At 42.0% G+C, this 15,294-nt stretch carries 11 protein-coding genes; 10 read left to right on the forward strand and 1 reads right to left on the reverse strand.

Annotation, left to right across the window (positions count from 1 at the left end):
• Window positions 1-625: 625 nt before the first annotated feature.
• The 5 genes from ACZW67_RS06995 (at window position 626) to ACZW67_RS07015 (ending at window position 5,120) form a co-directional block, all read left to right on the forward strand.
• Window positions 626-1,249: an anthranilate synthase component II gene (locus ACZW67_RS06995; RefSeq protein WP_465182683.1), complete on the forward strand. Its 624-nt coding sequence runs from the start codon at window positions 626-628 to the stop codon at window positions 1,247-1,249.
• Between the two features lie 86 nt (window positions 1,250-1,335).
• The gene (gene trpD, locus ACZW67_RS07000) at window positions 1,336-2,457 is read left to right on the forward strand and encodes an anthranilate phosphoribosyltransferase (protein ID WP_465182684.1); all 1,122 of its coding nucleotides are present in this window, start codon (window positions 1,336-1,338) and stop codon (window positions 2,455-2,457) included.
• A 169-nt stretch (window positions 2,458-2,626) separates the two neighbouring features.
• Complete coding sequence (trpC, locus tag ACZW67_RS07005; protein WP_465182685.1) at window positions 2,627-3,496, forward strand: indole-3-glycerol phosphate synthase TrpC; 870 nt, start codon at window positions 2,627-2,629, stop codon at window positions 3,494-3,496.
• A gap of 110 nt (window positions 3,497-3,606) precedes the next feature.
• The gene (locus tag ACZW67_RS07010; RefSeq protein ID WP_197101415.1) at window positions 3,607-4,338 is read left to right on the forward strand and encodes a Smr/MutS family protein; all 732 of its coding nucleotides are present in this window, start codon (window positions 3,607-3,609) and stop codon (window positions 4,336-4,338) included.
• A gap of 149 nt (window positions 4,339-4,487) precedes the next feature.
• Window positions 4,488-5,120, forward strand: coding sequence for a DNA-3-methyladenine glycosylase family protein (locus ACZW67_RS07015; RefSeq protein WP_465182686.1), 633 nt, complete (start codon window positions 4,488-4,490; stop codon window positions 5,118-5,120).
• Window positions 5,121-5,220: 100 nt separating this feature from the next.
• Here ACZW67_RS07015 and ACZW67_RS07020 read toward each other — a convergent pair whose 3' ends face one another.
• Entirely contained in the window at window positions 5,221-7,218 is a 1,998-nt protein-coding gene (locus ACZW67_RS07020; RefSeq protein WP_465182687.1) for a mechanosensitive ion channel family protein, read from the reverse strand.
• Window positions 7,219-7,623: 405 nt separating this feature from the next.
• Here ACZW67_RS07020 and ACZW67_RS07025 point away from each other — a divergent pair, with 405 nt between their 5' ends.
• The 5 genes from ACZW67_RS07025 (at window position 7,624) to ACZW67_RS07045 (ending at window position 14,952) form a co-directional block, all read left to right on the forward strand.
• The gene (locus ACZW67_RS07025) at window positions 7,624-9,525 is read left to right on the forward strand and encodes a TonB-dependent receptor plug domain-containing protein (protein ID WP_465182688.1); all 1,902 of its coding nucleotides are present in this window, start codon (window positions 7,624-7,626) and stop codon (window positions 9,523-9,525) included.
• Window positions 9,526-9,797: 272 nt separating this feature from the next.
• On the forward strand, window positions 9,798-11,222 hold the full coding sequence (gene ahcY, locus ACZW67_RS07030; protein WP_465182689.1) for an adenosylhomocysteinase: 1,425 nt from the start codon (window positions 9,798-9,800) through the stop codon (window positions 11,220-11,222).
• 13 nt (window positions 11,223-11,235) lie between these two features.
• Window positions 11,236-12,084: a methylenetetrahydrofolate reductase [NAD(P)H] gene (metF, locus tag ACZW67_RS07035; RefSeq protein ID WP_110923817.1), complete on the forward strand. Its 849-nt coding sequence runs from the start codon at window positions 11,236-11,238 to the stop codon at window positions 12,082-12,084.
• Window positions 12,085-12,319: 235 nt separating this feature from the next.
• On the forward strand, window positions 12,320-13,186 hold the full coding sequence (locus ACZW67_RS07040) for a 16S rRNA (uracil(1498)-N(3))-methyltransferase (RefSeq protein WP_465182690.1): 867 nt from the start codon (window positions 12,320-12,322) through the stop codon (window positions 13,184-13,186).
• Between the two features lie 62 nt (window positions 13,187-13,248).
• Window positions 13,249-14,952 carry a putative bifunctional diguanylate cyclase/phosphodiesterase gene (locus ACZW67_RS07045; protein ID WP_465182691.1) on the forward strand — a complete coding sequence of 568 codons (1,704 nt, stop codon included), beginning with the start codon at window positions 13,249-13,251 and terminating at the stop codon, window positions 14,950-14,952.
• The last annotated feature ends 342 nt before the right edge of the window (window positions 14,953-15,294 follow it).

Consider the following 15,294-nt stretch of genomic DNA (forward strand, 5'->3'; position numbering starts at 1 on the left):
TATTTTTCATTCTAACAACATATAACTCACAATAGTAAATTCTTCCGGCACTTATTAATAATTATTTTTGAATCAATTTTCAGCCATAAATAATCATAAAAGTAGTAATGCAAACGCTGTGCCAACTTATAAAAATAATAATATTTGAGACAATGCTCATCAACTTAATTCGCAATTATTACAATTACCTATAACATGATTTATTCTTTATCAAGCATGGCCTGTCAATGAACAACATATCTCTTAGCCCTCATTTATAGACATAAAAAATCATGCTATCGCGCTATTCTGGTGCTAAAAAACTGCACCAATAGTGAACTACGTTCTTTTTTGGTGCGTATCTAATGCCTAAAAATATCAAACAATCCAAAACCAAAGACTCGCCACAAATATTTCGTTATAAGTATTTCGTCACAAGTATTGTGAGGTAAAATAATTTTTACGCATGACTTACTTAGATAGCTTGTGCCCTACATTTGATAGACCACAAAATAATGGTAAGATAACCACGCCTGACAAACGTATGAATGCAGAAGCACTTGCGTCAAAAATTACTTGAATCAAGAATCCCTATAGAAAAATATAAGTCTAAAAAACACAATCATAGCCATAAGTTGAAAATCCAATGATTTTGATGATCGATAATTACGACAGCTTTACGTACAATATCGTACAGTACTTCGGTGAATTACAGCAGGACATCACCGTCTGGCGTAATGATCAGGCTACCATTGAACAGATTCAAACCCTTGCACCAGATGTGATTGTCATCGGTCCTGGCCCATGTGATCCTGATCGAGCTGGTATCTCTCTAGCAGTTATCGAAACATTCAAAGGTACCATACCGATATTGGGTATTTGTTTGGGTCATCAGGCCATTGGGCAAGCATTCGGTGGTCAAGTGGTCAAAGCTGGTGAAGTCATGCATGGTCGGCTATCGGCCGTCTACCATAACGGTCAAGGTGTGTTTTCTGGATTGCCTAATCCATCACAAGTCACCCGTTACCACTCGCTCGTCATTGACAAACGTAGCCTGCCCGATTGTCTTGAGCTGACTGCATGGACACAGTATGCCGATGGTAGCATTGAGGAAATTATGGGCATCCGACATAAAAATTTGGCCATCGAAGGGGTGCAATTCCATCCTGAGTCTATTTTGAGCGAGGCAGGTTATCAGCTGCTCAATAATTTTTTGCAAACACATAATTTGGCAGTGTTGGCCTCGAACGAGTTACCACAAGTCGGCTAAGTATCGTTAAAAAATAAATCTAAAATATTAAATTTGAAACCAACTTAATCTAAAACAAACTTATAAAAATAGTAAGCGAGAATATAATGAGTACAACAAAAATAGAGGGTAATCACACTCCAGATAGTATTGCTCAATTGTCTGATGCAGATATTCATAAGTTATTGACGGCATCGTTAGAAAGAATTTTTCAGCACATTGATTTAACCTTTAATGAGATGTATCAAGTGATGCTGATCATCATGCAAGGCAGATGTAGCGACGCCATGATGGGCGCTATTTTGACTGGCTTACGTATGAAAGGTGAATCAATCGATGAGATTACTGCATCGGCCAGTGCCATGCGTGCCTTGGCTTCTAATATCAAACCAAAGAACTGTGATCACTTAGTAGACATCGTTGGCACTGGTGGCGATGGCGCTAATTTATTCAACGTGTCTACCGCCTCTGCTCTTGTGGCAGCAGCGGCTGGCGCGCAAGTTGCCAAACACGGCAACCGCGGCGTGTCTAGCAAGTCAGGTAGCTCGGACTTACTCGAACAAGCGGGTATTAGCCTTGCGCTCACACCTGCACAAGCAAAAGACTGTATCGAAAACCAAGGTATCGGCTTTCTGTTCGCACCCAATCATCACAGTGCCATGCGCTATGCCATACCCGTGCGCCGCGAACTCAAAGCGCGTACGATTTTCAATATCTTAGGGCCATTAACCAATCCTGCTGGCACGCCCAATCTGGTCATTGGTGTTTTCACTGCCCAACTGTGTGAGCCTATCGCCAACGTCATGAAAAACTTGGGCGCCCGTCATGTCATGGTCGTGGGTGCAAAAGACGGTTTGGATGAGATTAGCCTTGCTACTTCAACTACGGTCGCTGAATTAAAAGATGGCGAGATATCTGTTTACGAGATGATGCCAGAAGATGCGGGAATTGAGTCACAGACACTGATCGGTCTCGATGTCGACTCTCCAGCGCAAAGTCTGGAGCTGATTCGCGCTGCACTATCTGGAGCCGATACTCATGACCGCTCTGTACTCAAAGCGCGTGATATGATTGCGCTTAATGCAGGTGCGGCCATATATACGGCAGGACTTGCCAGCAACTACGCCAATGGTGTGAGCCGAGCGCAAAAAGCCATCCAAAATGGTGATGCGTTGCTCAAGCTTGAGTCTCTGGCCAACTACACACAGCAATTAGTGGCTCAGGGTTAACTTATAAGCACTCATATGATGCAAACTTTGCCACCACTGTCTATAGTCTAAAACGGATACAAGGCAGCCGACTGCAGATTGTACAAGTCGTACATCTAAGAAGGGTAACGCCGTAGCCGTTTAGTAATTCTTTGACTATATTTACATTTAATATTATTTGGATACTAGTATGACCACAACTCACTCAGACATACCCTCAGTATTGCAGCGCATTGTTGCAACCAAAATAGAAGAAGTGAAAGCCGCGCGTGAGAGTCTTTCTCTTGAGGACTTACAAACGCAAGTCGCAGCTGATAATAAACCACGCCGAGGCTTTGCTGCCGCTTTACGAGCGGCCAGTACGAACAAAAACAGTGTCGGTATCATTGCTGAAATCAAAAAAGCATCACCATCTAAAGGCATCATCAATCATAACTTTGCACCAGCATTATTTGCCCAGCAATATGAGCAAGCTGGTGCCAGTTGTTTATCAGTATTGACCGATCGTGATTATTTTCAAGGTGATGACAGCTACCTGCTTCAAGCGGCTAATGCTGCAAGCCTACCAATATTGCGCAAAGATTTTATGGTAGATGTATACCAAATCTATCAATCTTATCTAATGGGTGCAGACTGCATATTACTTATCATGGCTTGCCTTGATGACACGCAAGTACACGAGCTGCATGCACTGAGTATCGAGTTAGGTATGGATGTGTTGATAGAAATACATACCAAATCTGAGCTTGATCGCGCACTAACATTGCCACGCTCAGCGCATAATATTTATGGCATTAATAATCGCGACTTAAATACTTTTGACGTCGATCTGCAAACCACATTAGATCTAAAAAATATTTTGATCGAAGCATTAGCGGTAGACAATACAACCCTTAAACCGCTTGTCGTCACCGAAAGTGGGATTCATAGCAGTGATGATATTCGTTTGATGTTAAGCCATGATATTCAGCACTTTTTAATTGGTGAGCAGTTTATGAAAACGGATCATCCTGGACAAGCGTTACAATCCTTACTTGCGGGCGTCGCAGCAGACGAGTAAAGTAACTAAAATAGCTTAGGCTACGATACGTAAGCTTATATTAATATAGCACCAGCGACGATATAGACTATCAAGTCATTCATTCATCAACCAACGATACATTAACTTTTATGTCAAATTCTCTGTTTTCAAAAGAAATGCAAGACCAACTTAAAGAGCTAAAAGGCCAACTAAGTAAAGGGCGTGATACCACGTCACCTGAAGGTGAGGATCAAAAGCCAACTGAACCTGTGTCATTACCCACACAAAAACAAGTCAATAAGACTGTTAAGCAAATGAACAGCGAACATGTTGATGATGATAAAGTGCTGTTTATGCAAGCCATGCATGGCGTCAATCAGCTTGACGATAAAAACGTCCGCTCACCTGCCAATGCAGCAAAAGCAGGCAAACCTGATGCAACCACACTGTCTAAACGTGCGGCTGCTCAAGGTAGTGAAGCGAGTGACTTGGGCGCAGGCTTGTCAGACATGCAAGCACTGCTCAACCCTGTCGCTGCTGAAGCATTTTTATCGTACAAACAGCCAACCTTGCAAAACAAGATCTTTGATCAACTTAAGAAAGGCAAGCTACGTTGGTATGATGCTGTAGATATTCATGGTTGCACGATAGAAGAAGCTCGCGACGCCATGACGCAATTACTGAGTCAAGCGAAGCAGAAAAATGAGACGATGGTAAAAATAGTCCATGGTAAAGGCTCTGAGGCCATTCTAAAGACGTGTGTGAACGGTTGGTTACGTCAATTACCAGAAGTACTAGCTTTCTGCTCTGCCCCGCCTAAAGATGGCGGTAATGGTGCAGTATTGGTATTGCTCAAAAAGCCTAAAGCTGATGGCGAATAATTATTATTGTTAGCTCAGTATTAGAAATAAAAAGGACTGCAAATAGCAGTCCTTTTTTATATAAATAAATCGTCTATTTCTATAGTAGCAAGCTGTAAGCACACAGCTATATGACTTTCATGCACAATTTTTATTAGAGTGAATCTATCATGAGCATACAAACAATTGAAAGTGTTGAAGCACTAAATGAGCATATCACTGCTTTGATTGCTATCGAGCCACGATTTGAGCCTGTCCATAAGCAAGTTGGCACGCCAAGCCTTAGATACAATACAGGTGGGTTTGAGCAGCTGATGAGAGCAATGGTTGGTCAGCAGTTATCTGTCGCTGCCGCAGCCAGCATTTGGCAACGGTTGGTTGATGCAGGCTTGACGACACCGAATGCAATCATTGAGGCAACGGATGAGACTTTGCGAGCACAAGGACTGTCTAAACAAAAAACTCGTTATATCCGCTCATTGGTCGAGCACGATATAGACTTTAATGCATTAGAAACTATGCTAGATGAAGATGCCATACTTACGCTAACTGCTGTCACTGGTATTGGTCGTTGGACGGCTGAGATGTACTTGTTGTTTTCTTTAAAACGCGCAGACGTATTCGCTGTCGATGACTTAGCCATCAAAGTGGCGGCCATGGAGTTGCTAGGTTTGGCAGAGCGACCTACTCCGAAACAATTAAAGAACCTGACCCAAGACTGGTCACCACACCGTAGTGCTGCCAGCCTATTGCTATGGTCGTATTACGGTGCATTACGTAATAAAACTGCTGTGCCTTTATAAAACCTAGTATTAAAAAAGTTATTAAGGCAATCGTTTGAGTCTTATATTGATAGCGACCTCTGTATTTAACACCATTACAAAGGTCTCTTTAATCTTTACTCTAAAATTGGTTCCATATAGAAAAGCTAGGTCTTTTTTTGACATGCTTAAACTTGCTTTTCTTTAATACATGGCTTTTATGTATGAGTCCTTTGAGCGTTTGGCCTTTCTTGCTTTTCAATGTTGCCTTCTTTTTTTCATTGAGGGCTTCATCGCTATTAGTACTGTTATTGCCTTTATCTTTATTTAAATCCACAGCAGTATAGTCATCAGAACTGTCATTGCCAGCATTAGCATCCTTACTAATTGATACCTCTTTTACCGACTCAATGGGGTTGTTTGCTTGATTATTGCTTTCTTGATTATGGTTTTGATCCTCATTATCAATGTGATCTTCTAGCTCGGCTTGATTGACGATAAGCTGCTGAGTCGGCAATGCATGTTCTACTTTATATTTCGCGACTTTCTTTAATACATCGATAAATAACGTATTTTGCTTGTCATAGAATTCAATGATTCCAGTAGCATTGACATAAGCCTGCAACTGAATAACATAGCAATCTTGACGCAGCTCTAAAATATTGACCTGATTCCACTCTGGGTTGGTTAAATCATGCTCTTTTATGAATTCATCCAAGTCGTTTACCATTTTGAAAATCACATCAAGATCAGCGGTACGTTTCAAATATAAATGATGGAAAAAACGAAACATATCACGAGAAGTAAAGTTTTCAATCTGCATCGATGAAAAGTCACCGTTCGGTACTGTCACGATCGTACGCGTCAATGTCCGCACACGCGATGAGCGAATACCAATATCAATCACCGTACCTTCATAAGTGCCAAATTTACAATAGTCACCGATTCGCACTGGCGAATCTGCTACGACGACGACACTACCGACTAAGTTTTCGATGGTCTTTTGTGCACCCAGTGCCAATGCCAAACCACCCACACCCAATGCGGCAATACCTGTGGTCAAATCAAAACCTAAATTACCAAAGATGACAATCACAGCAAATATCAGCAGCAGCGCTTTAACCACTTTGCGCATCAGCCCTAAGATTGAGACCCGCTCAGTATAGTTTTTCTTATAGCTCAAATTTACCGCGCGAGTGAATATGGCATCGACGACTCGTAGTAGTAGCCATGTTATCGCTACCCACGAAGCTATTTCCGTGAAACGATTGACTGGCTCACGCAGGGTCACTGATACGCCAGCGTATACCATCACCTCAGACAGTATCAGTGCCATGATTACCACGGAAAGCGGTAGTATCACCTTATCCGGTAATGGCAATGTCACACCGCGTACATGCGGATAAGTGATTCTCAATAGATGATACAACAGCCAAACCATGATATAAGTCAATATAAAGCTACTGACGATCATGGCAAGCGCCGCGACCAAATCAGCCAACTGATAACCGAAAAGCTTTTTGCCGTCCAATGAATCAATGGTATAGCGAGATACCAAAGTTGGTTCAGTGTTCTCTATTACTTCCGGTATCGAGCTGAGCGTATCGCTTGAAAACTGCCAATACTTTTCATTTCTCTCAGACGTAACTTTTTCGAGTATCAGTGACACGCTTTTTTCACCAATATTAATCGCACCCACATTTTCTTGATTTGGTGGTAGCTGATCAGTGAGGTTACCCTCAGGCGTATTGCTCAGCTGCAAATCCGGCTGAAAACGGCCACCTGCATCTAGCGCTTGCTTAAATTGCCGTACGATGGTCGTTGGGTTGTCAGACTTCGATAAATTTAGATAGTTACTCGCCAGCAGGTAGTCATTTTCACCTAGGGCGCTGATAAACCCTTGCACCGTATTCCTTGGTGTATCTCGCCCGAATGAGTCTGGTCGCGGTGATTTTTCTGACTCTTCACTGCTACTATCACTAATACCCAATGAACTGGCTTCTGCTGCAAAGGTATGAGTTGGCCATAACAAACTCAACAGCAGCACAAGTAAAAATACCATCGCGAGTAATGGTACTTTAATGATTGAGTATGGTGAAGATAACTCGGTGCTAGGAATCAGACGATACTTAGTAGACAAAACAAACCTCTTAGCTTATGAATAGTACAACAGAGAACAATGAAATCCTGACTATAATAGCAATTATTTATCACAGCAGTGCTTTTGATTACGCATTTTTGTAGCTATCTATATCAATAACTGCCTAACGATATTACTTACTAATTTAGCTCAAACCTCTCATGAATATCAGCCCATTTGAAAGCCGAAATGATTATCAAATGAATAATTAGCAACTAACCATGAAAGTTACTCATGTTAGCGTGAATAAACATTAGGTTAAAGTGGTTTATAAAGTGGTGATTTTTATAGATAATGAGCATAGTTTTGCTCACTTATTGCTTTTTGTAATTTTTAACCATAGTAGCGTCAAAATGGTTATTTTTTATTTCTGTACTTCTTAATATGATTACTTTGGAATTGACTATGTTTTTACCACCTTCTTCTTCGACTGCCTATCTTCGCTTATGTATTCTGAGCGCACTTGGCGTATTTTCTTTGAATGCAACAGCAGCAACGGATTCTACTGTCGTAAGCAACAACGAAGTACCAGAAGTTGAACTCGATGAAATCGTTGTAACAGCTACCCGCACACCGACTAAGACTAGTAATGTTATTGCGCAGACACGCGTGGTCGATAGTGAAGAGCTAAAACATTATCAAGGGCAAAGTGCCTTTGAAGTATTGAAGCAGCAGCCTGGTATCAGTCATTATACTAATGGTGGCATGGGTACCACCTCAAATTTTTATATGCGCGGTTACGATAGCAAACAAATCTTAGTATTGATTGATGGCATACGCTATAGCTCTGTTAGTAATGGTGGTGCAGCACTCAACTTATTGCCTGCCGACCAAATTGATCGTATCGAAATTTTATATGGTGCATCAGGTTCTAGTATTTATGGTGCAGATGCGATGGGCGGTGTGATTCAAATATTCACCAAAGGTAGTAATGTAGATCAAAGCAGTATGTCGGTTACTGCTGGTGTTGGCTCAAACGATCAATACTTATACGGTGCTAGTGCACAATTTTTTAATTCTACTGGTACCACACTGAGTTTGTCAGCCAGTCACAATGAAAGCGATGGTATTAGCGCCAAACTGCCCAGTGCATCTGGTTATAATAAAGATGAAGACGGGTTTGAGAGCGACAACGTGAGTATTGCTCTAAATCAACGCATTAACGATCAATGGCTAGCAGGCGCCAGTGCTTTATATAGCAAGTCTACTACCGATTTTGATGATGGTAGCTATGAAAATGCGCATGCTGATCAAGAAAATGGTAGTGCTCAGGCTTATGTAGATTGGAATTATATGCCAGGTTCTTCATTGAAACTACAATATGGCCATTCAATTGATAAGAGTGATTCTTCTAGTCAATATGGCGGGGTATTTGATACCAAACAAGACCAAATAAGTTTACTAGGTCAACATCAGCTCTCGATTGGTCAAGGTTTTTATGGGATCGAATACCTTAACCAAAGCCTAGATAGTAGTGCCTATGAAATCGATGATCGTGATGTAACCAGTGCATTTTTTGGCTACGTATTTGATATCAACCAATTCGATGCCCAAGCAAACCTACGTTATGATGATAACTCACAATACGGTGATGAAACGACTTATAACTTAGGCGGTGCTTACCATATTAATCCTGATTGGCGTATTGGTACTAGCTATGCAAAAGGATTTCGCGCACCTACTTTCAATGATATATATCCTGGATACGGTGGCAACCCTGATCTAAAACCTGAAACCAGCGACAACTATGAAGCTTTTGTTGAATACAGTACGCCATTACAGTCTACACGCTTGACTGGCTATTATAATGATGTTGAAGATTTAATCAGTTATGTCGCAACTCCTACAACTGCCAACCCTTATGCAGGGGCTACTCAAAACGTCGATAAAGCCGAAATTAAAGGCTTAACATTGACATCAGATTGGACTGTTGATAACTACCTGTTTGGTGGTAGCTATGACTACCAGCAGGCAGAAGACAATAGTGGCGGAAGTAATGATGGTAACTATCTCCCCTATCGTCCTGAACATAAAGGATTGGTATACGTCGGATACCGTCTGCCAAGTTTGGATATTCGTGCTGAGTATCAATATGTGGGTGACTATTACAGCAGAATGACCAATACTGACGCTCAATTTATAGACAATTATGGACTGCTAAATATCAGTGGCAGCTACGAACTGACTGACAACCTATCTATGACAGCACGTCTAAACAATATTACTAACGAAAGTTATATAACAGATATTGGCTATAACACTGACGGCACTAACTTCTTCACCTCATTAACTTATAACTGGTACTAAAGTTATTTGTTCTACTGTTACAAGAGACCATCGATTGATGGTCTTTTTTATGGGTGACATTTTACCTGTCATCTATTACAATGACACCCTCCGAGAGGTGTTGCGCCATAATAATTGATTATTGCATCTAGGCTTCAAAGCCATGCTAATCAATCATTATGTTAGGCTCGGTTAACTGTCGAGTGTCTTATTTTTGGTCACTCACAGCGCAAACAACGGCACCTGCGTTTTTATTCTTTTTATCATAAATTAACCACTGATAGGAGCATATTATGGACGCAGTGTCTAACACCCCATCTGCCCATACGATCGATCCCTCTTTCACTGACTATAAAGTCGCTGACATTAGCCTTGCTGATTACGGCCGCCGTGAAATCACCCTTGCCGAAGCTGAAATGCCTGCCCTAATGGGTTTGCGTCGTCGCTACGAAGCAGATCAGCCGCTTAAAGGCGCTAAAATCGCTGGCTGTATCCACATGACCATCCAAACTGCCGTACTTATCGAGACACTAGTCGCGCTAGGTGCTGAAGTACGCTGGACCTCATGTAATATCTTCTCAACTCAAGACCATGCTGCTGCTGCGATTGCTGCTGCTGGCATCTCTGTTTATGCTTGGAAAGGCGAAACAGAAGAAGAGTACGAGTGGTGCTTACGTCAACAAGTTCACGTGGGCGGCGAAGCGTCAGGCAAGCTTTGGGATGCCAACCTAATTTTGGATGACGGCGGTGACTTAACTGCTTTGATTCATAATGATTATGCTGAGCTGCTTGATAGCATTCATGGTATCTCAGAAGAGACCACTACTGGTGTACATCGTCTGGTTGAGATGCTTGCCAAAGGTACACTTAAAGTACCAGCAATCAACGTCAACGACGCCGTTACTAAGTCTAAAAACGACAACAAATACGGCTGCCGTCATAGCTTGAATGATGCTATCAAACGCGCTACCGACATGTTCCTTGCTGGTCGCCGCGCTTTGGTTATCGGTTATGGCGATGTGGGCAAAGGCTCTACGCAAAGCTTACGTCAAGAAGGCATGATCGTACGTGTATCAGAAGTTGATCCTATCTGTGCCATGCAGGCATGTATGGACGGCTTTGAAGTATTATCACCTTACATTAATGGTGATAACACTGGCGGCGCTGACAACATCAACACGCGTTTGCTTGAAGATACTGACATGATCGTTACCACCACTGGTAACTACCATGTTTGTGATCGTCATATGCTAGCTGCACTGAAACCTGGTGCAGTCGTTTGTAACATCGGTCACTTTGATACTGAAATTGACACCCAATTCATGCGTGATAACTGGCGCTGGGTTGAGATTAAGCCACAAGTTCATCAAATCTTCCGCTCAGACGATGAGAACGATTATTTGATCTTGCTTGCTGAAGGTCGTCTAGTTAATCTAGGTAATGCCACTGGTCACCCATCACGCGTGATGGACGGCTCATTTGCTAACCAAGTATTGGCTCAAATGTATTTGTTCGAAGAAAAATTCGCTGAGCTGCCAGCAGACAAGCGTACTGATAACTTATACGTCAAAGTATTGCCTAAGAAATTAGACGAAGAAGTAGCCGCTGCGATGGTTGCAGGCTTTAACGGTACTTTAACCAAGCTGACTGAAAAGCAAGCTGAATACTTAGGTGTATCAGTCGAAGGCCCATTCAAGCCTGACGCTTATAAATACTAAAAGGAGCCAGACTGTGAGTAAGCCTGCGTTCTCTTTTGAGTTCTTCCCTGCAAAAACTGAGCAGGGACACGAAAAGCTACTGAGTACTTATGATGAGCTAAACAAGCTGTCACCGAGTTATTTTTCGGTGACTTATGGCGCTGGTGGTTCCACCCGCAGTCGCACCTTAGATATTGTGCAAGCATTATGCACACGCGGTGATACTGGTGTTGCTCCGCATATGTCCTGTATTGGCGATGATAAAAGCGAAATCGCTGAACTATTGACACATTACAAGAGTTTAGGCATCAATCGTATTGTCGCGCTTCGTGGTGACTTACCGTCAGGTCAAGTTGGTATGGGTGAGCTGCCGTTTGCGTTAGACTTAGTCAAGTTTATTCGTGAACATTCAGGTGATCACTTTCGTATCGAAGTAGCCGCTTATCCTGAGATGCATCCACAAGCCCGTAGCTTCGATTCTGATATTGACAACTTGGTCAATAAGTTTCAAGCGGGTGCGGATGCAGCGATTACACAGTTCTTCTATAATGCTGATAGCTATCTATACTTGCGCGACACCCTAGAAAAGCGCGGTGTTGATACGGTTGCTAAGCCGTTGGTCGCTGGCATTATGCCAATTACTAATTCTAGCAATTTGATGCGTTTTGCTGATAGCTGTGGCGCTGACATTCCACGTTATGTACGTAAGCAATTGGCAGATTTTGGCGATGACCGCAAGGCCATCCGTGAATTTGGCTTTGATGTGGTGTATCGTTTATGTGAGCGTCTCATTAGCGAAGGTGTACCTGCCATGCATTTTTATAGCATGAACAAGGTTGAACCAAACAAACGTTTGGTTGAAGAGCTAGGGTTAACCACGTAAATTATTATTCAATTTACTGCATAATAACTGGCGTTCTTCGGAACGCCAGTTTTTTTTGGTAATGACTTTTTAAGATTATTAGATACAATCAGAAATAATTAATATTTCTTACAATAAAAATTATACTAATAAGCATTATGCTAAATGTACTAACAGCAATAACTTCACCTACTTTGACGATATTCTGCTAAAATATTTAAAAAACTTATTATTGAAACTATAGGACTAAGCAACTGTGCGACGTTTTTTTTATGCGACCAGCAATGACACCGATAATGCAGAAGATGCAACTTATCCTCGACTTAGCACTTTACCTATAGGTGCCAATGTCGAACTGACAGAAAGCATCGTTCATCATTGGTGCCGCGTATTACGGGCAAATGTTGGCGATAAAGGGGTTTTATTCGACGGATTTGGCGGTGAGTATCAAGTACAGTTACAGACCATCAGTAAAAAACACGCCACTGTCACTCTATTGGCTCATATAGAGGATGATCGTAGCGCATCAGTACTCACTAAAATTGGTCTGGTAATGAGTCGCGCTGAACGCATGGACTATGCGATTCAGAAGTCAACCGAGCTGGGTGTAACGGCTATTCAATTACTAAGTAGCCATCATGGTGAGGTCAACCTAAAACCTGCACAAGTTGAGAAAAAACTGGCACATTGGCAGCAAGTGGCTATTGCTGCCTGCGAGCAATGCGGCCTCAATCGTCCGCCGCTCATTCTTGCACCTATCTCTATCAATGACTGGTTACTTAAGGTAGTAGATAGCGAACAAGAAATGGCGGTCAGCCCCATAGTAGCTGCGCTTAGTCAAGGCACTTATTATCGAAGACTACAGCAGCCAGCTGATTTGCGTATGCAGTTGAGCGTGCCAGCATTAGGACAGCCCGTGATGCCTGAATTGTTACCAGTCACCTTAAAGCAGTCAGTACCTTATATTGAACTATTGATTGGCCCTGAAGGCGGGCTCAGCGATGATGAATGTCAGCAAGCATCAGAGCTCGGCTTTCATCCTTGGCAAATTGGCACGAGAGTATTACGTACGGAAACCGCACCAGTCGTTGCGTTAGCGACATTACATGCTTTGAGTCATTAATGACCGAAAGAGCATGTATGTAATCTTATTTATTCTTCAACTTTGACGTTATGGGTTTAACTATGACTAATGCCGCCGCTATGCCAATCGCAGACAAACAACAGTTACTAGCGCAGTTATGCGAACAGCTTGATGACGCTATATTCATCTTAGATGCCAATTTGCGCTATTTATCGGTCAATGCCTGTTACGAGATGACTATTGGTTACACTGAGTCATTTTTACTTGGGCGACCGCTCGGTATCTACGCGGCAGAATTTTTATCCAAAGAAGAAAGAGATATTTTAGCGGATATCACTAGCCACTTAGATACTAATGGTTTTTATGAAAATGACTTTTCGATGGCCAATCGCTATGGAGAGATCGTTGATTGTCATATCACTTATCGCAAACTCTATATCGGACAGACTGTTTACTATATTGGCATGCTGCGTGATACTTCTTCTGCCATCAAAGACAAAAAACAAGTGGCACATTTACTCAATTATGACCAAGTGACAGGCCTGCCAAACCGTAAAGTATTTTTGAGTCAAGTCAGTGACTTGCTATTAGACAGTTACCAAGAAGTCGTCATCGTACGTTTGAATATAGACCGTTATCGAAGCATTGCAAGCTTGCTAGGCCCTGATGGCATAAACGATTTGATTAACAGTTTTGTCAAACGCGTCAAAAAACTCAAACTCGATAACTTGCATTGTTTTTCCCATTTTGGTGGTGATGATTTTGCCTTATTATTCGAATGTCCTGATGCCAATATCATTCGTCACCAGCTAGATAGCTTAATGCAAATGTGTGAACGTCCTTTCTCTCCAGATAAATCAGAAGCAAAGATATATTGTCATGTATCCATTGGTGTTAGTTACTTTCCTAAAGATGGTGAAGGATTAACAGGCCTGTTAACCAAAGCTGAAAAAGCGCTGCATTACGTCAAGAATCAGGGTGGTGATGATATCTGTTGGTATGATGCCGCTATCGATGAAGCCACCGCTGATAGCTGGCAATTAGAGGCTGAACTCAGAGTCGCCGCCTCTGAAGGTCAATTTATCCCTTACTATCAGCCAAAATTTGAATTAGCGACTGGTGCCATCACTGGTTTTGAGGCATTGGTACGCTGGCAACATCCGACTCGTGGACTGTTGAGCCCAGTACACTTCATCGATGCCATTATCACTCATAAGCTATCATTTGAGCTATTCTCACAAATGGCTATTCAAATTGCCAAGCAACTGTCGATTTGGCAAAAGCAAGGATTTTGTCAGCATGTCTGTATCAATGCTGACGCTGCAGAGTTTAGCCATCCTAATTTTTCTGAGATGGTGAGCAGCCTCCTTACGCAGCACAATATTTCTGCACATCAACTGCATATTGAAGTGACTGAATCTTCTCTCATTCAGCGCCATAGCAACGTTAAAAAACAATTGGAGTTACTCAAAGAGTTGGGAGTCTGTCTGGCCTTAGATGATTTTGGCACCGGTTATGCCTCGTTAAGTTACTTGCAAGAGTATCCGTTTGATTTTATTAAAATCGACAAAAGCTTTATCTCTAATATTGAAAAAAATCCTACCCAACATGCGATTGTCAAGGCGATTTTAGATTTGGGCAATGCGCTTAATATGCACGTTATCGCTGAAGGTATCGAAACCGAGGAGCAGCGTGACGTACTATTTGCAATGGGATGCAAGCAAGGTCAAGGCTATTGGCTGAGCAGACCCGTGCCAGCTGACTCTGCAACCAATATGTTAATTCAGCAGTACAGTGTGGTATAACCCAACCTGATTGAGCGTCACTTACTTAGTATCACTAATAATTTCATGTGGTTATTCGTCTTTATCTTGAACGCCTAGCTTCGATTACACAACGGATGCAAGGTAGGTTCATGACTTATCAGTCCTGTCACCAAACTTGTATAATCTTCTGTGAAAGCCTATCTTTTATAGTGAATTTGTTAGGTCTTATCTAGCCTCAAGCCGACTCTAACAATCACCACTCTTTTCAATACGATTTTATGTAATCGATAACTTAGTCAATCTGTATTACAGCCTAGCATTTATTTAGGATGTTCAGATTAAAGTGACCAGGACTTTTGCGCTATCTAATAGTGCAGCTAC

It is taken from the genome of Psychrobacter sp. TPE 89C, assembly GCF_055522395.1.